The sequence below is a fragment of the Aeromonas sp. 600276 genome (assembly GCF_049175815.1).
Classification (GTDB): domain Bacteria; phylum Pseudomonadota; class Gammaproteobacteria; order Enterobacterales; family Aeromonadaceae; genus Aeromonas; species Aeromonas dhakensis.
The window spans coordinates 159,846-177,775 of sequence record NZ_JAAKVU010000003.1; the positions used below are offsets into that span (position 1 = coordinate 159,846).

The following is a 17,930-nucleotide window of genomic DNA, read 5'->3' on the forward strand; positions in this document are numbered from 1 at the left end:
CGGGACCGTTGTCGCCCCGCCACGTTTGCCCCAGGCTGCTTAGTGCAGCTTCAGGGTCGGGCGCAGCACCCGGTTGATGCGGCCCACCAGCATGATGAGGCCGGTCTTGATGTAGCCGTGCAGGGCGATCTGGTGCATCCGGTAGAGCGAGATGTAGACCAGACGGGCGATATAGCCCTCTACCATCATGGAACCGCGCATCAGGTTGCCCATCAGGCTGCCCACGGTGGAGAAGCGGCTCAAGGATACCAGCGAACCGTGATCGTGGTAGAGGTAGGGCTTGAGCTCGCCACCGTTCATCTTGGCCAGGATGTTCTTGAACGCCTGGGTCGCCATCTGGTGGGCGGACTGGGCGCGCGGCGGCACGAACTTGCCATCCGGCTGCGGGCAGGCGGCGCAGTCACCGATGACAAAGATGTTCTCGTCGCGGGTGGTCTGCAGGGTCTCTTTCACCACCAGCTGGTTGATGCGGTTGGTCTCAAGACCGGCGATATCCTTCATGAAGTCCGGCGCCTTGATACCGGCCGCCCACACCATCAGGTCCGCTTCAATCAGCTCGCCATCCTTGGTGTGCAGACCATCGGCGGTCGCTTCGGTGATCATGGTGGCGGTACGCACGTCCACGCCGAGCTTGACCAGCTCCTGATGGGCGGCGCCGCTGATGCGCTCCGGCAGAGCCGGCAGGATGCGGGGGCCCGCTTCCACCAGGGTCACCTTCAGGCTGTCGGTGGTGAGGTTCTTGAAGCCGTAGGCGTAGAGCTGCTCCACCGCGTTGTAGAGCTCGGCAGAGAGCTCGACGCCAGTGGCGCCACCGCCGACGATGGCAATCTTCACCTTGTCACCCGGCTGGTATTCGGTGGCGAACTGCAGGAAGCGGTTCATCATGCTGTTGTGGAAGCGGTGCGCCTGGGAGGGGCTGTCCAGGAAGATGCAGTGATCCTTGATGCCCTTGGTGTTGAAGTCGTTGGAGACGGAACCGATGGCCATCACCAGGTAGTCGTAGGGCAGCTCGCGCTCGTTGACCACGATGTCGCCGTTCTCGTCGACGATCTTCGCCAGCACGATGCGTTTCTCGTCGCGCTTGATGTCGGTGAGGGTACCCAGCTGGAAGTCGAAACCGTGGTTCTTGGCGTGGGACTGGTAGCTCAGGGCGTCGATGCCCGCGTCCATGGAGCCGGTGGCCACTTCATGCAACAGGGGTTTCCACAGGTGGGTACGGTTGCGATCAACCAGGGTGATCTTGGCCTTGTTCTTCTTGCCCAGCTTGCGGCCCAGGCTGGTAGCCAGCTCCAGACCGCCGGCACCGCCGCCGACGACAACAATATTGGTCATGGTTAATTACCTCGGTTCCATTAAAGCGAAGGGAGCCATCGGCTCCCTTGATAGTTGAATCCATGACGTGACGATCAATCAGGCCTCTTTGAAAGCCTTCATCTGCTGCAGGTGATGAGAGATGTTCTTGAACTTGTGCGTCTCTCGTTCATCCCACACGATGTTGTAATAATTCTTCAATTCACGCTCAGTTTCGCCATTATCGCGCACTTCATCCTGAACGGAAAGGATGCAGAGGCAATTTCCTGAATTTTTACTACGAAACTCAGACACACATTTGGTGCCGATATCTTCGTACTCTTCCGGCCGGTCGATCTTACCCTGCATGTTGATCTCGGGGTGCAGGTTGGGGTTGAAGATCACCTGCTTGATGCCGCACAGAAAGCCGATGCGCTCGCTCCAGTAGCCACCCAGTCCCACCCCGCAGATGAGAGGCTTGGGATCGGTACTCATGTCGAGCTGCTTCTTCACTTCCTTGAGCAGATGGCTCATGTCATGACGGGGGTGAACCGTGCTGTAGTGCACAAAACGTACATCATCATCGATAAACTGCAACTGCAGCACTTTCTCGTGATTGCCGGGGCTGGTGGCATCGAAGCCATGCAGATAGATGATCATGGATAAGACCTCAGGATCTGTGTCGGTTTTATCGAAACTACCCCAGCGGCAGGGCCCTGCGCCACCAAAACATCCAACTTTCTTGCTTTGGATCACGCCCTCTGTTGCGGATGAAACCAGAGCGGTGGGGCCGGCACCGCGCCGACTATCAATCTGAGAGCCAGACCGACCGAAATGATAACCGGGCTACCAATCTGACAGCCCTCCCCTGCCGGCAGGAAAACGATTGGCAGCCATCAATGCTGTCAAGCGTGATCCCGCCTGCAAAAATACGCCCAGGCAGGGCCAACAGGCCCCATGCATGCCAACCGAGCACGGTTCCTGCACTCCCCCTGTGATGCAGCACGAAGGCGACCTTCGTCTGCGTGGCCGGATCCTGGGCGACCCGGTCCCCATCCATGAACGGGACAGCCAGCCTGCCCCATCTTGCCCGGCCCTTGCCGCCGGGTCGCAAGGAGTGATCTGTTCATGCACCAGACCCAGCCCCCTGGGGCGGCCAAGGGCCGCGCCATCGACGAAGTGGAGCGCCTGCTCCCCCCCGGCCAGCTCTTTACCCTCGGCCTGCAGCATGTGCTGGTGATGTATGCCGGCGCCGTGGCGGTGCCGCTGGTCATCGGCGGCAGCCTGGGGCTGCCCAAGGATCAAATATCGTATCTCATCAGTTCGGATCTCTTCTGCTGTGGCATCGTCACCCTGCTGCAGTGTCTTGGCATCGGCCGCTTCGCCGGGATCCGCCTGCCGGTCATCATGTCGGTCACCTTCGCCGCCGTCATGCCCATGCTGGCCATCGGCGCCAACCCGGCGCTGGGGCTCACCGGCATCTTTGGCGCCACCATCGCCGCCGGCATCCTCTCCACCCTGCTGGTGCCGCTCATCGGCCGCTTGATGCCGCTCTTTCCCACAGTGGTGACCGGGGTGGTGATCACCTCCATCGGCATCAGCATCATGCAGGTGGGCATCGACTGGATGGCGGGGGGCAAGGGCAACCCCGAGTACGGCAGCCTGCGCTACATCGGCACCAGTTTTCTGGTGCTGGCCTTTATCCTGCTGGTGACCCGCTTCACCAAGGGCTTTTTCAGCAACATCTCTGTGCTGCTCGGCATCCTGTTCGGCTTCGGGGTGGCCATCACCATGGGGGAAGTGAGTCTGGACGGGCTTGGCGAGGCGGCCTGGTTCGCCCCCATAGTGCCGTTCGCCTTCGGCTGGCCCACCTTCGATCCCATCTCCATCGCCACCCTCACCGTCATCATGCTGATCACCTTCATCGAGTCGATGGGGATGTTTCTGGCGCTCGGCGACATCGTCGGCCACCCGGCCAGCCGGGGCGACATAGTACGCGGCCTGCGGGTGGATGGCATCGGCACCATCATCGGCGGCATCTTCAACAGCTTCCCCCACACCTCCTTCTCCCAGAACATCGGGCTGGTGAGCGTGACCGGGGTGTCGAGCCGCTGGGTCTGCGTCATGTCGGGGGGGATCCTGCTCGCCTTCGGCCTGGTGCCCAAGATGTCGGTGCTGGTCGCCTCCATCCCCCCCTTCGTGCTGGGGGGCGCCGGCATAGTCATGTTCGGCATGGTGCTGGCCACCGGCATCCGCATCCTGGCCAGGGCCGACTACAACAGCAATCGCCACAACCTCTACATCGTCGCCATCAGCTTAGGCATCGGCATGATCCCCACCGTCTCCGGCGCCTTCTTCCAGCACTTTCCCGCCGCCCTGCAGCCGCTGTTTCACAGCGGCATCCTCTTGGCCACCCTCAGCTCGGTGCTGCTCAACCTCTTTTTCAACGGCTATCAGCCGGACCTGCGCCACCAGCCGAGGCCCCTGCTGGTGGGGCCGGAGCGCCCGCCCGCTCAGCCGCAGCCAGGCAAACCCGCCCCATAAAAAACCGCCGGGCAGCGTGGCTGCCCGGCGGTTTCATTCAGCAAGCCTGCGCTAGCCGCGAGTCTGGGCGAAGCGCTCCACCGCCGCTTCCACCAGCGCCAGGCTCCCCTGCCAGAAGGCGCTCTGGCGAATGTCCTCCCCCAGGTGCTTGGCCACCAGATCTTCTACGCTCATGCGGCCGGTATCGCGCAGCAGGTCGCGGTAGGCCTGGGCCACATTCTGTTCTCCCGCCTTCTGGCGATGCATCAGCTGCTGATAGACGCCGAGGCTGAACAGATAACCGAACAGATAGGGGTAGTTGTAAAAGCCAAACCCGGCGATGGAGAAATGCGCCTTGGCCGCCCAGAACAGGGGGTGATAGCGGCACAGACTCTGCTCGTACCAGCGACCCCAGGCCTCGTCAGTCAGCACCTTGAGCCGGGCCGGCGAGACATAGCCCGACGCCCGCTCCGCCACCAGGGCGCGCTCGAAATCGAAACGAGCCGGGATATTGACCAGGAAGGTGGCGGCGCCGTCGGCTTCCGCCCAGGCGATGGCCTGCTGCTCTTCGGGAGTCTGCGCCTGCTCGAACAGGGCGCTGCGCACCAGGGTCTCGGCGAAGATGGAGGCGGTCTCCGCCAGCGTCATGGGGTAACGACGCTGGCTCATGGGCAGATCGCGAATGAGCCAGTTGTGCCAGGCGTGGCCCAGCTCGTGGGCGAGCGTGATGACGTTGTCCATGGTGCCGGCATAGGTGATGAAGACCCGCGGCTCCACCGGCTCGGCAAACTTGGTGCAGTAGGCCCCGGTGCGCCGGTTGGGGGTGGGCGCAGCATCGATCCACCCCTTTTCGGCCATCATGCGGGCAAACTCGCCCATCTCGGGATCAAAACGAGAGAACGCCTCGGCGATGATCTCGATCGCCTCCTCGAACGGGATCTCGCGGCTCACCGCGGCCGGCGGCGGGGCAAACAAATCCTCCGGCCCCAGCTCCTCGATGCCGAGGCGCTCGGCCATCAGCCCCAGCGCCCGCTGACCCAGCCCCCGTGCGCGCCAGGTCTCCTGCATCAGGGTATCCAGGGTCGCCCGCTCGATGTGGCTCTGGTGACAGGAGAGATCGAGCGCATCGAGCTGGCGGCTGCGGCCGCGTTGGCGCGCGAGCTCAAGCCGCCAGCCGTTGAGGGCGTTCAAGATGGCGGCCACCGTCTCCTGCTCCCCCTCCCAGCCGGCGCTGATGGCATCGAACGCTTCCCGGCGCAGGGCACGCAGCGGACTGGAGAGCAGGTTGCTCGCCTCGGCCAGCCCCATCTCGCGGCCATCGATCACCAGCCGGATCTTGCCCACCAGATCGTTATAGAGATTGCCCCAGGCGTGCAGGCCGTCGGTACCAAGGCCGATCACCAGCTGCTCAGCCTCCACCGGCAGGCGCTGATCCTGCAAGAGGCGCTCGTGGCGCAGCCTGTACGCCTCCTCCCCCAGCAGGGAGTCAGCCATCAGCTGTTCAAATTCGGGTTCCGGCAGGGCCAGCATCAGATCCTCGACCGGGGCCAGGGTCTTGAACAGATCGGCATTGAGGGCGCGGGCACGGGAGGCCAGCTGCTTGGCCAGCTCGTCGCGGGCATCCTGACTGCCACGGCAGGCCGCCAGCACGGCCAGGTTCCAGCCAATGTTGTGAATGTCCCGAGTCCGCAGCCGCACCTCGCGCAGGAAATCCTGCAGCGCCTGCGCATTAGCCCGGGCGGCGCCAAGCCCCTCGATAAACTGGCCGAGCTCGTCCAGACTGGCGCGCGCCAGGGCGAGATCCGCGCTAACCTGCGGGCAGTCGAGGGCGGGATAGATATGCTGGTTTTGCCACTGTTGTGGATAGATTCGTTGCTGCATCAAACACTCGTCATCAGGTTGCGGGGCCGGGCCCCGTTGAATGCGCGTGGCGAGCCACAGGGCCCGCCACCAGGATAAAAACGGCCGGGCTACCTACACCAGCCGCTCGAGGCGGGCGACCGCCTCTTCCACATAATCGAGGCTCTCCTGCCAGAAGGCGGGCTCACGAATGTCGACCCCCAGGTGCTTCTCCACCAGCTCTTCTGCGCTCATGCGACCGGTGTCGCGCAGCAGCTCCCGATAGGCGTGGACGAACTCGCGGCCCGCCCGCGCCTGCTGGGCATAGAGCCCCAGGCTGAACAGGTAGCCAAACAGATAGGGGTAGTTGTAGAACCCGAGCTCGGCGATGGAGAAGTGGCCTTTGCTGGCCCAGAACAGCTCGTCATATTGACTCAGGGTGTCACCATACCACTGCTGCTGCGCCGATTTCATCATCTGCCGCAGCTGCCCTGCCCCCACGTAACCCTCCTCCCGCGCCGCCACCAGGGCCCGCTCGAAGGTAAAACGGGCCGGCACGTCGAGCAGCAGGCTGGCGGCCCGCTCCCCGTCCAGCCAGGCGATAGCCCGGCGCTGCTCCATGTTGTCGGTGGCCGCCAGCAGGGCATCGCGCACCAGCGCCTCGGCAAACAGGGAAGCTGTCTCCGCCAGCGTCTTGGGGTAGTCACGCTGCTCCAGCGGCAACTCCCGCATCAGCCAGCTGTGCCAGGCGTGCCCCAACTCATGAGCGAGCGTGATGACGTTGTCCAGGGTCCCCTCGAAGGTGAGAAACACCCTTGGCTCGGGCGGCTCGGCATACTCGGTGCTGTAGGCGCCGCTGCGCCTCTGTTCGCTCGGGGCGGCGTCGATCCAGCCATTGGCCGCCATCATGCGGGCAAAGGCCCCCATCTCGGGATCAAACCCGGCGAAGGCATCGGCCACCAGGGTCAGCGCCTGCTCGAAGCTGATGAGGCTGCTCGCCCCGACAGGCGCCGGGGCATAGAGATCCCAGGGGGCGAAGTCGTTGATCTGCTGGGCGCAGGCCATGGCACGCAGGGCGCGCCGCCCCAGCTCCTTGTGCTCGCCGGCCGCCGTCATCAGGGTCTCCAGGGTGGCCCGCTCCAGGTGCCCCTGATGGCAGGAGAGATCGAGCGCGTCCCACTTGCGTTCCTTGCCGCGCTGGCGAGCCAGCTCGTTGCGCCAGCCGTTGATGGCGTTGAGGATGGCGGCCACCGTCTCCTGCTCCGCCCCCCAGGCCGCCTGGATGGCGTGCCAGGCCGCGGCGCGCCGAGACCGCTGCGGGTGGGCCAGCAGGTTGTCCGCCTGGGCCAGCCCCATGGGCTGCCCCTCCACCACCGGCCTGAGCCTTCCGACCAGGCTACCGTAGAGATCCCCCCACCCCTGCAGGCCATCCACGCTCAGCCCCGCGATCAACTGCTCGCTCTCGAGCGACAACCACTGATCTCGCTGGCGCCGGTCGTGGCGAATGGCGTAGGCGAGCTCGAACAGCTCGGGATCCTGCAGCAGGGCGCGCACCTGCTCCTCGGGGGCTCGCACCCAGAACAGGGCCACCGGTTTGCAGAGCTGGGCCAGGCTTGCCTGCAACTGCTGGCCGCGGGAAAGCAGCAGCCGGGCCGCCTCGTCGCGCCCGTCCCGGCTGAGCCGGTTGTAGCCGTAGGTCTGCCAGTTCCACTCCAACAGGCGTACCTCGCGCCAGCAGGCACGGATGGCCCGCAGCAGATGGCGCAAAGCATTGGTGTCGTTGGTCTTGGGGAGTTCATCCAACAGGGGTTGCAGGCGCTTCATGGCCTCACGGGCACGCTGGAAGTCGGCGTCGATCGCCGGGCAGTCAGGGGCGGCATAGATGTGATCATCCTGCCAAACGGGTGGTTTCATGACGTTCCTTGTCTGTTTGCATCCATGTGGGTTGACCCCGCCTCTGTGAGCGGGTGTCAACCGGATAGTACGAAAGGAGGCCGGCCCTTGCCTAGCCCCCATCCGAGGCAACAGACGAGACAGAATCTGACGGGATGACCCGCTATCGCGGAAATGCCTACCGACAGTCAGGTCACTGGCACTATTTGGCGGGCTTGAGCTTGCTCACCAGGGTCATGGCCAGCACCAGCACCAGCCCGGCCACCACGCCGGCCACGGCGTTGAGCAGGGTCGGCGTCACCAGTGCGAGAGCGGCGCCGACCGCAGGCAGGGTGGCCACGGCAGCGGCAGCCCCTTCAATCAGGTGGTGCACAAAAGGCCAGCCGTGCACCAGGATGCCGCCCCCCACCATGAACATGGCGATGGTGCCGACCAGCGCCAGCAGGTGCATCAACCGCGGCGCCGTCACCAGCAGCCCCTGCCCCACCGCCCGGCGCAGGGCGCCACCATCGGGCTTTTGCAGCAGGTGCAGGCCGATGTCGTCGAGCTTGACGATGAGCCCCACCAGGCCGTAAACCCCCACCGTCATCAATACGGCAATGCCCGCCACCACCGACAGTTGCAGTGCCAGGCTGGCTCCCTGCACGGTGCCGAGGGCGATGACGATGATCTCGGCCGAGAGGATGAAATCGGTGCGAATGGCCCCCTTCACCTTCTGCTGCTCGAAGGCGACCAAATCATCGGGAATGGATGCGGTATGCGCCTCCCCCTCGCTCGCCTCATGGGGCAGAAACTTGTGGGCCAGCTTCTCGGCCCCCTCGAAACAGAGGTAGGCGCCCCCCAGCATCAGGAGCGGGGTGATGAGCCAGGGCACCAGGGCGCTGATGGCGATGGCGGCAGGCACCAGAATCAGCTTGTTGCGAAACGACCCCTTGGCCACCGCCCACACCACCGGCAGCTCCCGCTCGGCACGCACCCCGGAGACCTGCTCGGCGTTGAGAGCCAGATCGTCCCCCAGCACCCCGGCCGTCTTCTTCGCCGCCACCTTGGTCATCAGCGCCACGTCGTCAAGTACGCTGGCTATATCGTCGAGCAGGGCCAACAAACTGGTTCCGGCCATATCAGAGAATCCTTATGTCAGTAGAAGAGAGCTTCCCGCGGCACACCACGCCCTTGTTGGCCACGACGTTGGTCATCAACGCCACGTCGTCGAGTACGCTGGCAATATCGTCAATCAGGGCCAACAAACTGGTTCCGGCCATATCAGAAAATCCTCATCAGGGTAGTCAGGGTCCCACGGTTCACCGGCGGCAACTGCCGATGTCGAGAGCGATGCCGGCCGAAGGGGGATCCCTATTGCGGGAAAAGATGGCACAGTGTAACCAGAAGCCGCCCGTTCGGCAGCAACCACATCAGGGTCATTTGGCCTTGTTTCATCCGGTGCCCGCAGGCCCAAGGAGTGTTCCATGCAACCCTGGCAACCGCTGCTCACATTCTGGTTTGGCGAAGAGAGTGACGACGTCACCCGCGCCAAACGCCAAGCCCCCCTCTGGTGGGGCAAAAACAGCGCCACCGACGCCCTGCTCGCCAGCCGCTTCGGTGACCAGGCCGCAGCAGCAGCCGCCGGCGAGCTCGCCCACTGGGCAGAGGCGGCCGAGGGCCGGCTGGCCCTGATCCTGCTGCTGGACCAGCTGCCGCGCAACATCCACCGCGGCACCCCGGCCGCCTTTGCCCAGGATGCCAAGGCGCGGGATCTCTGCCTCAAGGGGCTCTCGCTGGGAGCGGATCTGGCGCTGCCACCGCTGGGGCGGGTCTTTTTCTACCTGCCGCTGGAACACGCCGAATCCCGCGAGCAGCAGGCCAGAAGCGTGACCCTGTTCGAGGGACTGGCGGCCGAACAGGCTGAGGGCCCGGCGCGGGAGACCTTCGCCGGCTTTGCCGACTTTGCCCGCCGCCATCAGGTGATCGTCGAGCGTTTTGGCCGCTTCCCCCACCGCAACGCCATCCTGGGCCGTGCGAGCACAGAGGAAGAGGCAGCCTTCCTGCTGCAACCGGGGTCAGGTTTCTGACCCATAAAAAAATCCCCGCCATGTGGCGGGGAGCTGGCACCCATAGTGATCACTGGATGCGATAGCGAGAGATCTGCTGGTGAATATTCTCGGTGGTCACATTCAACTCTTCCGCCGCAGCCGATGTCTCTTCCGCCGTGCTGCTGGTCTGCTGGACCACCTGGGCAATCTGCTCCACCTGATGGGCAATGGACTCCGCCGCCGAGCTCTGTTCGCGAATCGCGATGGTGATCTCACCGACCTGATCCATGACGCGATGGGAAGCATGACGGATCTGGGTAATGATCTCCCCGCTTTCAGTGGCCATGGCCACCCCCTGCGCCACTTTCTCTTCCACCTGAACCATCTTGGTCACCGTGAGCTGGGAGCCCTGTTGAATCGCCTCCACCGTCTCCGAGATCTCCCTGGTCGATTGGGCCGTCCGCTCCGCCAGTTTACGCACCTCGTCAGCTACCACGGCAAAACCTCGACCCTGTTCACCCGCTCGCGCGGCTTCAATGGCCGCATTCAACGCCAGCAAGTTGGTCTGCCCCGCCACATCGCTGATCACGTTCACCACACCACCGATCCGGGAAATGCCATCACCCAATGCCGACACTTCACTGGAAGCCTGACGAATGGCCTCTGCGATCTCGTTGATGGCTTTCACCGTTCTGTCTATCGTGGTCCCCCCATCGCTGGCGAGCTTGCCGGATTCATTGGTGATGCGGCTGGCCTCCTGGGTTCGCTGGGAAATATCCGTGATGCTCACCGTCATCTCTTCCACCCCGGCGGCAATGAGACTGGTGGCATCGTTGGCCTGGCTCGCCGACGAGGCAAGGTGATGAGCCGCCTGGGAGAGCGACTCGGCCGTGCTCTTTATCTGCAGGCTGCCCACTGAAAACTCGGTAAAGGTTTGCTGCAAGGTGTCCAGCAGACGGTTAACGGCCGAGAGGGTCAGGCCAATCTCATCTTGCTGGGCCACCTTGGCCCGCAAGGTAAAGTTCAAATTGTGCTGAATATCGGAGAGCGTCGCCATTGCCAGCCGCAGTGGATTGGCGACCTGTCTGAACAACCAGATAAACAGCACCAGGGTCAATATTCCGGTACCACAAGAAATAAACAGCATGGTCTGGAGGCTATTGTCGTAGTTCTTTTCACCCTGCAGTTTGACTGCAGCCCCCAAATCAATGTTGAATTTCACATGCTTATCTATGGCCTTGGAAAACTGTTCGAACAGTGGCATGACATTGCTGGCGATAAAGTCTCTGGCCTCGGTGTTTTTATTATCGCGAGACAATATCAGGACCTTTTCTATCTCCTGATAATATTGCTCAATGATGCGCTGATCATCCGTCGTCAGTTGCCGATCCTCTTCATTGGAGAGCATCTCTGCTTGGTATTTTTGCAACAGAGAGCGGATTTCAGTACGCAGATCTGCAATGCCCGTCTCAATCTGATTCATCTTGCTGTTGTCGGTATTGAGCACATGGGTCTGGAGCAAGGCGTGCAATGCGTAAAAATCGGCTTGTACCTGTTTGATGAGGGAGATGCTGGGCACCGTATTGTCGGTGACATAACCGAGATCAGTGTCGGCAGCAGAGAGTCGGTTGATGCTGAACCAGCTGAGAAAGGTCAGGGCCAGCATAACCAGCAGGGCAATGAGTTGAAGCCGGCGAGCAATGTTCATAAAGGCATACTCCGTTAATAAACTCCATTGCAGTGTAGACGATGGGCAACCTCCGGATGGCCCGTAAAATGTGCGCTTCCTTGCACATCTGTCACTGCTGCCAGCCCTCGCGCTTCACCCGCTGCCGATGGTCAGATCCAGGCCCGAAAATAACCTCGCTGGCTGAATGTGAATGCGAAAAAGACCCGGCTACGACTGCGCCGGCCAGCCAATAAAAAAGAAGGAAGACATGTCGTCTTCCTTCTCGCTACTTATATCCACTCGGGATGACCCGGCCGGCCCACGGTGTGACGGCCGTCGATGAAGGTCACGCCGCCTCCGCCAGCTCCTCTTCTTTTTTCTGGTAAGCCTGCGGCGTGAGCCCCAGCAGCTCCTGCACGGTGGAGGCCACGGTGATGGAGGAGATGGTGCCCACCAGGATGCCGGCAAACAGGGTGAAGGAGAAACCGTAGAGAGCGTCGCCGCCGAACAGCAGCAGAGCCCCCACCGTGAACAGGGTGGTGCCCGAGGTGATCATGGTGCGGCTGAAGGTGGCCTTGATAGCCACGTCAGAGCAGTCGTGGATCCCCATCTGGGTGCGCGAGCTGAGCAGGTCCCGCAAGCGGTCGGAGATGACGATGCTGTCGTTGAGGGAGTAGCCGATCACCGCCATCAGGCCGGCGATGACGTTGAGATCGAACTCGATGTTGAACAGCGCCAGCAGCCCCAGCGCCACCAGACCGTCGTGCAGCACCGACACCAGGATGCCGATGGCTTGGCGCCACTCGAAGCGCACCGCCAGGTAGGCGGAGATGGCAAGCGAGGCCACCAGCACCGCCAGCATCCCCTGCTGGAACAGCTCGGCGCCCACCTGGGGGCCGACGATGGTGGTGCGCAGCAGCTCTACCGGCAGGTTGAGCTGCTGACCCAGCATCACCGCCAGCTCTTCGGCCGGCCAGGGCAGCTCGTGGGGCGGCAGCTTGATCAGCCACTCGCCGGGCACGCCGGCGCCATGCAGCTCGACTACGCCCGCCAGGGGGGCCGTCAACAGGGCGTTGAGCTCATGGGCCTCCTTCAGGGTCTGGATGCGAAACTCCAGCAGGATGCCGCCGGTGAAGTCGAGACCGAGGGAGAGGCCGTTGATGGCGAGCACCGCGATGCTCGCCACGGTCAGCAGCACGGAGGCCCACAGGCCGATGTAACGCCAGCGGGTCAGCCCCATGGCAATGATCATTCTCAGCATTCTTGTTCCCTCGACAGCAGATGGCTCTGGCTTCCCGCAGGGAAGCGCGTGACGCGGGCGCGGAGCAGGCTCGAACGCGCGGCGTGATGACACAGGTGGTGGTTAGTCATGGTCACACCCTCAGCAGCTTGGCGCTGCTCTTGCCCCACAGGGGGTTGATGATGGCGCGCGTGCCCCAGATGCCGGTCACCATGCTGGAGATGAGGCCCAGGATCAGGGTGATGGAGAAGCCCTGCAGCGGCCCGGAGCCGATGGCATAGAGCACCACGGCGCAGATAAGGGTAGTGATGTTGGCATCGAAGATGGTACGAAACGCCGAGCGGTAACCAAAGTCGATGGCGTTGGCCAGCGAGCCCCCTTCCCGCAACCGGTCCTTGATCCGCTCAAAAATCAGCACGTGGGTATCCACCGCCATGCCGACGGTGAGCACCAGGCCGGCGATCCCCGGCAGGGTCAGCACGGCCCCCGGCAGCACCGCCAGCATGCCCACCTGCATCAAGAGGTTGGCAATGAGCGCCGTGATGGCGACCCAGCCGAACTTGCGATACCAGGCCATCATGAACAGCATCATGCCGGCCATGCCAAACGCCAGCGCGGTGAAGCCCGCCTCGATGTTCTGCAGACCCAGGGTCGGGCCTATGCTGCGCTCTTCCAGGATCTTGAGGGGCGCGGTGAGGGCGCCGGCCCGCAGCAGCATGGCCAGCTCCTGGGCTTCCGGTACGCTGCCAATCCCGGTGATGCGGAACTGGTTGCCAAGGGCGGTCTGGATGGTGGCGACGTTGATCACCTCGCTCTGGGCCCGCAGCTTGCCCTGGGCATTGGTCTTGTACTCGGTGAAGACGGTGGCCATCGGCTTGCCCACGTGCTGGCGGCTGAACTGGTTCATCTTGCTGCCACCCAGGCTGTCGAGCACGATGTTGACCTGGGGTTGCCCCATCTCACCCATGTTGGCGCGGGCATCGACGATGTGCTCACCGGTCAGCACCGGCTTGCGAGCCAAGCCAATCGCCTGGCCGCTGCGATCCGCCATGAAGAAGCGGCTGTCGGCCTGGGCTTCGTAGAAGGCCAGCGAGGCGGTGGCCCCGATCACCTCTTTCGCCTGCTTGGGATTGTGCACCCCCGGCAGCTCGATGCGAATGCCGTCCTGCCCCTGGCGCTGGACCGAGGCCTCGACGATGCCGAGCTCGTTGATCCGCTTTTTCAGGATCGACAGGTTCTGGGTCACCGCGTTGTTGGCCAGCAGGGTGCGCTCGGCCTCGCTCATCACCAGCCGCAGCTCGTTGCCGCTGCGCTTGAGGGTCCACTGATCCTGCCGGGTGCCGGCGGAATCCTTGATGATGGTGAGCCAGGGCGCCTGATCGGCCACCTCAGGCAGGGTCACCCTCACCTCCCCTTCGCTCACCCGGGCTACGTTGGCGCCGCGCAGGCGCGCCTCGCGAAACTGGGTGCGCAGCATGTCCACCAGGTTCTTGGTCTGGTTGTCGATAACGAAGCTCAGATCGACCCCGATCAGCAGCTGGGAGCCACCGCGCAAGTCCAGTCCGAGCTTGATGGGGGCGGCGCCGAGCTGGCTGATCCAGCCCGGGGCGTTGGAGTAGAACTCCAGGGTCAGCGCCGAGCTGTCATAGCCCTGCTGCTCAAGCAACTGCTTGGCGCGCTGCTGCTCGGCCTGGTTGGCAAACACCAGCTCGACCCGCTCGCCCTGCTGCACCAGCTTGAGCGGCTCGATGCGGTTGTCGGCCAGCAGGGTACGCTGCGCCTCAGTCAGGCTGGTCTGGCCGTGCAGACCGAGGGAGGGCTGCTCACCGAAGAAGGTGGGCAGGGAGTAAAAGGTAAAAGTGAGCAGCATGAGCAGCAGCAGGGCGTACTGCCACATATTCATGCGGTTCAAAGTGATACGACTCTTTTTTCTCATGAAATCAGCCTCTGTCAGGAGAAGGCGGCGCACTCGCCACGCTGGCGGCACGCAAAAAAACAGGAATGAGACAGTGGCCCGTTCACGCACGGTGAGCAGGCATCAGGCGGCGATGAGGTGGTACGAAAGGACCTGACCCCATCGGGATCAGGCGAGGTAACTCTGACAGAAGCGGTATTGCAGGTGCTGGCGCTGCAACCGGTGCCGATGGATGGTGGCAAACCGATCGCGGAAACTGTGCTTGCGATAGAAGAGGGCGGCATAGAACAGCAGGCCGCACAGCAGCAGCAGGATCGCCTGCTGGGACCAGCTGGTGACAAGCTCGTACACCACGCTGCCGGGCTGGTTATCGCTGCGCAGGGAGTGCTCGAGCCGCAGCAGATGATTCTGGTGGGAGCTGACAAACTTGACGATACCGTCGTCGCTGTCGCTGGCACTGTGGCTCACCTGGCCTGCGTCGGACGGCGCCGCGGCGTCATCCATCAACTGACCATGCTGGGCGTGATGCTGGGATACGGGCAGGGAAAACCCCTCCACCGAGAGAGTGGAGAACAACAGAGCGAGGGAGATGAGCAGGCTCATCAGCACCAGTTTCACTTTGTCGATCAGGTTCAAAAAGTTAATTCCCGCATAACAGAAAGGGCAAACTACCACAGGGGGCTCGTTGGAACAAGGATGAAGGGGGTCGCCAACCCCCTTCCCCACAGGCTGGCCGCAACCATTACCCCTCAGACATCTGCCTGAAATCGCGGGCATAGCCCTTGAGCAGGCTGTAGAGGTGGGCCCGCTGGGAGATGTCCAGCGACTGGCTGAGATCGCTCAGCCAGTTGACGGTGCGCTGGCGCGACTGGTCGGTGTAGCCGGTGAAGCGGCCATCCATCAGACCGTCCCCCTGTTGCAGCAGAGCGGTGAGCTGGGCGCCGAAGTCCTGGCTCTGGCGCTGCTTCATCAGCCGATCCAGCTCCTTGGTCCAGGCGGTCTGAAACTCAAGCCAGGGGGCCTGCAGCTCGTACTGCCACTGGGCCCACTGGGCCACCAGCGGGGCCTGGGCCGGCTTAACCTCGCCAATCCAGAACACCAGCCGCTCGTTCATCTTGTCGCGAAACTCCTTGAGCATCTCCTCCCTGGGCTTGTCGGCAAACTCCTTTTCCCGCTCGGCCTGACGGGTGAGCCTGTCCTTCATGAACATGGCCACCTGCGCCTCGGTCAGGGTGCGCGCCAGCCGCACGGCCCGCGGCACCGTGTCCTCCAGGGTACGGGTCAGGCTCTGCTGGGCCGCATCCAGATGGCGGGAGACCTGGGCCGGGGTCATGGGGCTCGCCACCGCCTTGGCCAGCGCATCGAGATCCTTGGCGTAGCGCGGTACCTCATACTGGCGGTGCCAGGCCATCAACCCCTTCACTTCGTTGTCCAGCAGCCGCTTCTGGCTGCGATCCAGCGAGAAGTAGTCGTCCAGCTGCCAGACGATGGCCACGTCGAGCCAGTAATAGACGACCCGGGTGGAGCAGCCGGCCAGCAGCAGACAGAGCAGCAGCAGACTCCAGCTACTGGGCTTGCGCCAGGAAAAGGTGGTCACCATGCAGGGCTCCAATGTTGATGAAACAGGGTTGTCGATACGGATGATTCACAATGCCTGACCCTCTACTCCAGCCGCTGCCGGTTGAGATCGATCAGCGCCTGGTAGTCAGGCCCCGGCTGCTGCTCGGCCATCAGCAGTGCCCACAGCAACCCTATGTAGTCGACCCAGGGCAAAAAGGCCCGGCTCTGAAAGCCGCGCGGGCCGACCTGCGCCCCAGCCTGCTCGCAGTAGGCCTGCTCCAGCGCCTCGCGCTGGGTCTCCTGCCAGTTGTGGGTGCGCTGGATGCTGGCCACCTCGAAACCGGGATGCCCGGCGGCGCCATACTCCCAGTCGATGACCCAGGGCCGGCTCCCCAACAAATTAGCCGGATTGAGATCATGATGGCAAGGGAGCCAGCAATCGACGGGCTCGCAGCTGGCCAGCAGCCCCCGCTCCAGCGCCGGCAGCCAGGTCGGCACCCGGGCCAGCCGGCCACGATAACCGGCGCTGTGAGCCCGCACCGCCATCACCACGGTCGGCACCGGCAGCCGGTGCAGCCGCGTCAGCACCCCGGCCAGCAGCGCGGGCTGCACCTCGGCCGGGGGCGGCGCCGCCAGCCAGTTCGGCTCGTCGCACCACTCCAGCAGCATCAGGCCAGTGGCGGGATCGCTGTGATGGCAGGGCAAGGCCAGCCCCTGCCCCACGGCCCCCTGATAGAGCTGCCATTCGGTGGCCCGGTCGATGCCAAGGCGCACCGGATCGGGGTGGCCCTGGCGCAAAAAGTGACTGCGCCCCGAGGGGAGGCGCAGTCGATAGTTGCAGTTGGTCAGGCCGCTGGCCAATGGCTCCAGCCGGCCCGAGCGCCAGGGTGGCGGCAGGCGGGCCAGCAGGGCGCGCTCGGTGGCCTCCAGAGAGCCCTCGCTCGACTTACCAGCCAAAGGTGGACTTCTTGGCCTGCTTGCGGATCTCTTTCTGATCGGCCCACAGCAGTTCGCCGTTTTGCAGATCCATCAGGTTCATGGTCATCTGGTAGTAGACATCCTTCACCTTGCCGTTGTCCTTGACGATGCTGGCGAGGTTGCCATAGACCATGTAGCGAGCGCCGGTCTGCTTGCCCAGGCGCACCATGGAGGCGGGATCCACCATGCCGCTGCTCTGCTGGTATTCGAGCTGCTGCTTGACCGCCGCCACCTTGCTCATGTCGACGAAGCGGAACTTGCCGGCCCGCAGCAGCTTGGTACGGATGGTGTCGGTGATGGCCTCGGTGTCGATGTGCTCGGAGGTCTTGTTGCGGATGGAGTCCATGAACATCACCGGACGGCCGCCGGCGGTGATCTCGCTGGTGGCTGGCGACGCCAGCATGGAATCCGCCATCTTGTCGGCGATGGCCTGCAGATCGCTTGAACCGTAATCGACGGTCACCGTCTCGGTTTCGGTCGGATCGCCATAGCTGACGGTGGTGCTGGAGCAGCCGCCCAGCAGCAGGGCGCCAGTCAATATCAGCAGGGCATGATTCATTTTCATCAGTAGGATTCCTCAATCACTTCGCGTACGTAAATCCGGTAGCCCCGGGCGGCCGGGCTCGGCGCCAGGGCAGACAGGGTGCGGGTCTGATAGCCGTGCAGCTTGAGCGGCGTCCAGCCGCGGCCATCGCTGGCCACCTCCTGCCCCGCCTCATCATACCAATAGAACAGGTATTGCAGCTTGTTGTCACCGCGCTGGGTGCTGGCCGCCGCCACATTGACCTGCAGCAGGCCGTTCTGTTCGCGCCGGCTGAGCTCGGTCAGGGTGACATTGACGTTTTGATGCTGCTCCGCCACTGGCGCGGCGCCCGCCGCCCCATAGAGCGCCACGCCGGAGGTATTGGTGGCGCAGCCTGCCAGCAGCAGAACCAGGCCCAGAGCCAACCCGTGTGCTTTCATCTTGCTCTCCTTGCCGGCGACCCCGAGGGG

At 63.5% G+C, this 17,930-nt stretch carries 16 protein-coding genes; 2 read left to right on the forward strand and 14 right to left on the reverse strand.

Annotated elements, in window-relative coordinates; translation table 11 throughout:
- Window positions 1–39: 39 nt before the first annotated feature.
- Both G5134_RS04310 and ycfP read right to left on the reverse strand, forming a co-directional pair.
- Entirely contained in the window at window positions 40–1,332 is a 1,293-nt protein-coding gene (locus G5134_RS04310; protein ID WP_010633673.1) for an NAD(P)/FAD-dependent oxidoreductase, read from the reverse strand.
- A 78-nt stretch (window positions 1,333–1,410) separates the two neighbouring features.
- Window positions 1,411–1,950, reverse strand: coding sequence for an alpha/beta hydrolase YcfP (gene ycfP / locus G5134_RS04315; protein WP_005302119.1), 540 nt, complete (start codon window positions 1,948–1,950; stop codon window positions 1,411–1,413).
- A 468-nt stretch (window positions 1,951–2,418) separates the two neighbouring features.
- On the opposite strand from ycfP, the gene G5134_RS04320 reads away from it, so the two are divergent.
- Window positions 2,419–3,834: a nucleobase:cation symporter-2 family protein gene (locus G5134_RS04320; RefSeq protein WP_065018001.1), complete on the forward strand. Its 1,416-nt coding sequence runs from the start codon at window positions 2,419–2,421 to the stop codon at window positions 3,832–3,834.
- Between the two features lie 51 nt (window positions 3,835–3,885).
- On the opposite strand, the gene G5134_RS04325 is transcribed toward G5134_RS04320, so the two are convergent.
- The 4 genes from G5134_RS04325 to G5134_RS04340 all read right to left on the reverse strand — a co-directional run bounded on the left by G5134_RS04325 (window position 3,886) and on the right by G5134_RS04340 (window position 8,807).
- Window positions 3,886–5,694, reverse strand: coding sequence for a M3 family oligoendopeptidase (locus G5134_RS04325; protein ID WP_065018000.1), 1,809 nt, complete (start codon window positions 5,692–5,694; stop codon window positions 3,886–3,888).
- 93 nt (window positions 5,695–5,787) lie between these two features.
- Window positions 5,788–7,566, reverse strand: coding sequence for a M3 family oligoendopeptidase (locus G5134_RS04330; RefSeq protein ID WP_065017999.1), 1,779 nt, complete (start codon window positions 7,564–7,566; stop codon window positions 5,788–5,790).
- Window positions 7,567–7,747: 181 nt separating this feature from the next.
- On the reverse strand, window positions 7,748–8,665 hold the full coding sequence (locus G5134_RS04335; protein ID WP_017782955.1) for a DUF808 domain-containing protein: 918 nt from the start codon (window positions 8,663–8,665) through the stop codon (window positions 7,748–7,750).
- A 1-nt stretch (window position 8,666) separates the two neighbouring features.
- Window positions 8,667–8,807, reverse strand: a complete 141-nt coding sequence (locus G5134_RS04340; RefSeq protein WP_017764238.1) for a hypothetical protein — start codon at window positions 8,805–8,807, stop codon at window positions 8,667–8,669.
- Window positions 8,808–9,011: 204 nt separating this feature from the next.
- Between G5134_RS04340 and G5134_RS04345 the strand changes: the two genes are divergently transcribed.
- Window positions 9,012–9,614, forward strand: a complete 603-nt coding sequence (locus G5134_RS04345; protein ID WP_065017998.1) for a DUF924 family protein — start codon at window positions 9,012–9,014, stop codon at window positions 9,612–9,614.
- Window positions 9,615–9,663: 49 nt separating this feature from the next.
- Here the strand turns inward: G5134_RS04345 and G5134_RS04350 are convergent, their stop codons facing one another.
- The 8 genes from G5134_RS04350 to G5134_RS04385 form a co-directional block, all read right to left on the reverse strand.
- Complete coding sequence (locus G5134_RS04350) at window positions 9,664–11,283, reverse strand: methyl-accepting chemotaxis protein (RefSeq protein ID WP_065017997.1); 1,620 nt, start codon at window positions 11,281–11,283, stop codon at window positions 9,664–9,666.
- A 307-nt stretch (window positions 11,284–11,590) separates the two neighbouring features.
- The gene (gene secF, locus G5134_RS04355; RefSeq protein ID WP_005302136.1) at window positions 11,591–12,505 is read right to left on the reverse strand and encodes a protein translocase subunit SecF; all 915 of its coding nucleotides are present in this window, start codon (window positions 12,503–12,505) and stop codon (window positions 11,591–11,593) included.
- Between the two features lie 112 nt (window positions 12,506–12,617).
- Window positions 12,618–14,420: a protein translocase subunit SecD gene (gene secD, locus G5134_RS04360; protein WP_050560555.1), complete on the reverse strand. Its 1,803-nt coding sequence runs from the start codon at window positions 14,418–14,420 to the stop codon at window positions 12,618–12,620.
- 147 nt (window positions 14,421–14,567) lie between these two features.
- Entirely contained in the window at window positions 14,568–15,074 is a 507-nt protein-coding gene (locus tag G5134_RS04365; RefSeq protein WP_082970083.1) for a hypothetical protein, read from the reverse strand.
- 67 nt (window positions 15,075–15,141) lie between these two features.
- Entirely contained in the window at window positions 15,142–15,999 is an 858-nt protein-coding gene (locus G5134_RS04370) for a DUF6279 family lipoprotein (protein WP_017764232.1), read from the reverse strand.
- Window positions 16,000–16,061: 62 nt separating this feature from the next.
- Entirely contained in the window at window positions 16,062–16,916 is an 855-nt protein-coding gene (locus G5134_RS04375) for a phosphotransferase (protein ID WP_065017996.1), read from the reverse strand.
- Window positions 16,906–17,502, reverse strand: a complete 597-nt coding sequence (lpoB, locus tag G5134_RS04380) for a penicillin-binding protein activator LpoB (RefSeq protein ID WP_005302153.1) — start codon at window positions 17,500–17,502, stop codon at window positions 16,906–16,908. Before lpoB ends, G5134_RS04375 begins: the two co-directional genes overlap by 11 nt.
- On the reverse strand, window positions 17,502–17,900 hold the full coding sequence (locus G5134_RS04385; RefSeq protein ID WP_010633660.1) for a YcfL family protein: 399 nt from the start codon (window positions 17,898–17,900) through the stop codon (window positions 17,502–17,504). Before G5134_RS04385 ends, lpoB begins: the two co-directional genes overlap by 1 nt.
- Window positions 17,901–17,930 lie beyond the last annotated feature (30 nt).

What these genes read in the sequence shown, in the direction of transcription:
- G5134_RS04370 (WP_017764232.1), bottom strand. Translation starts at nt 15,999, where the DNA reads ATGGTGACCACCTTTTCCTGGCGCAAGCCCAGTAGCTGGAGTCTGCTG.
- lpoB (WP_005302153.1), bottom strand. Translation starts at nt 17,502, where the DNA reads ATGAAAATGAATCATGCCCTGCTGATATTGACTGGCGCCCTGCTGCTG.
- G5134_RS04320 (WP_065018001.1), top strand. Translation starts at nt 2,419, where the DNA reads ATGCACCAGACCCAGCCCCCTGGGGCGGCCAAGGGCCGCGCCATCGAC.
- G5134_RS04385 (WP_010633660.1), bottom strand. Translation starts at nt 17,900, where the DNA reads ATGAAAGCACACGGGTTGGCTCTGGGCCTGGTTCTGCTGCTGGCAGGC.
- G5134_RS04310 (WP_010633673.1), bottom strand. Translation starts at nt 1,332, where the DNA reads ATGACCAATATTGTTGTCGTCGGCGGCGGTGCCGGCGGTCTGGAGCTG.
- G5134_RS04345 (WP_065017998.1), top strand. Translation starts at nt 9,012, where the DNA reads ATGCAACCCTGGCAACCGCTGCTCACATTCTGGTTTGGCGAAGAGAGT.
- secF (WP_005302136.1), bottom strand. Translation starts at nt 12,505, where the DNA reads ATGCTGAGAATGATCATTGCCATGGGGCTGACCCGCTGGCGTTACATC.
- G5134_RS04325 (WP_065018000.1), bottom strand. Translation starts at nt 5,694, where the DNA reads ATGCAGCAACGAATCTATCCACAACAGTGGCAAAACCAGCATATCTAT.
- ycfP (WP_005302119.1), bottom strand. Translation starts at nt 1,950, where the DNA reads ATGATCATCTATCTGCATGGCTTCGATGCCACCAGCCCCGGCAATCAC.
- G5134_RS04335 (WP_017782955.1), bottom strand. Translation starts at nt 8,665, where the DNA reads ATGGCCGGAACCAGTTTGTTGGCCCTGCTCGACGATATAGCCAGCGTA.
- G5134_RS04340 (WP_017764238.1), bottom strand. Translation starts at nt 8,807, where the DNA reads ATGGCCGGAACCAGTTTGTTGGCCCTGATTGACGATATTGCCAGCGTA.
- secD (WP_050560555.1), bottom strand. Translation starts at nt 14,420, where the DNA reads ATGAGAAAAAAGAGTCGTATCACTTTGAACCGCATGAATATGTGGCAG.
- G5134_RS04330 (WP_065017999.1), bottom strand. Translation starts at nt 7,566, where the DNA reads ATGAAACCACCCGTTTGGCAGGATGATCACATCTATGCCGCCCCTGAC.
- G5134_RS04350 (WP_065017997.1), bottom strand. Translation starts at nt 11,283, where the DNA reads ATGAACATTGCTCGCCGGCTTCAACTCATTGCCCTGCTGGTTATGCTG.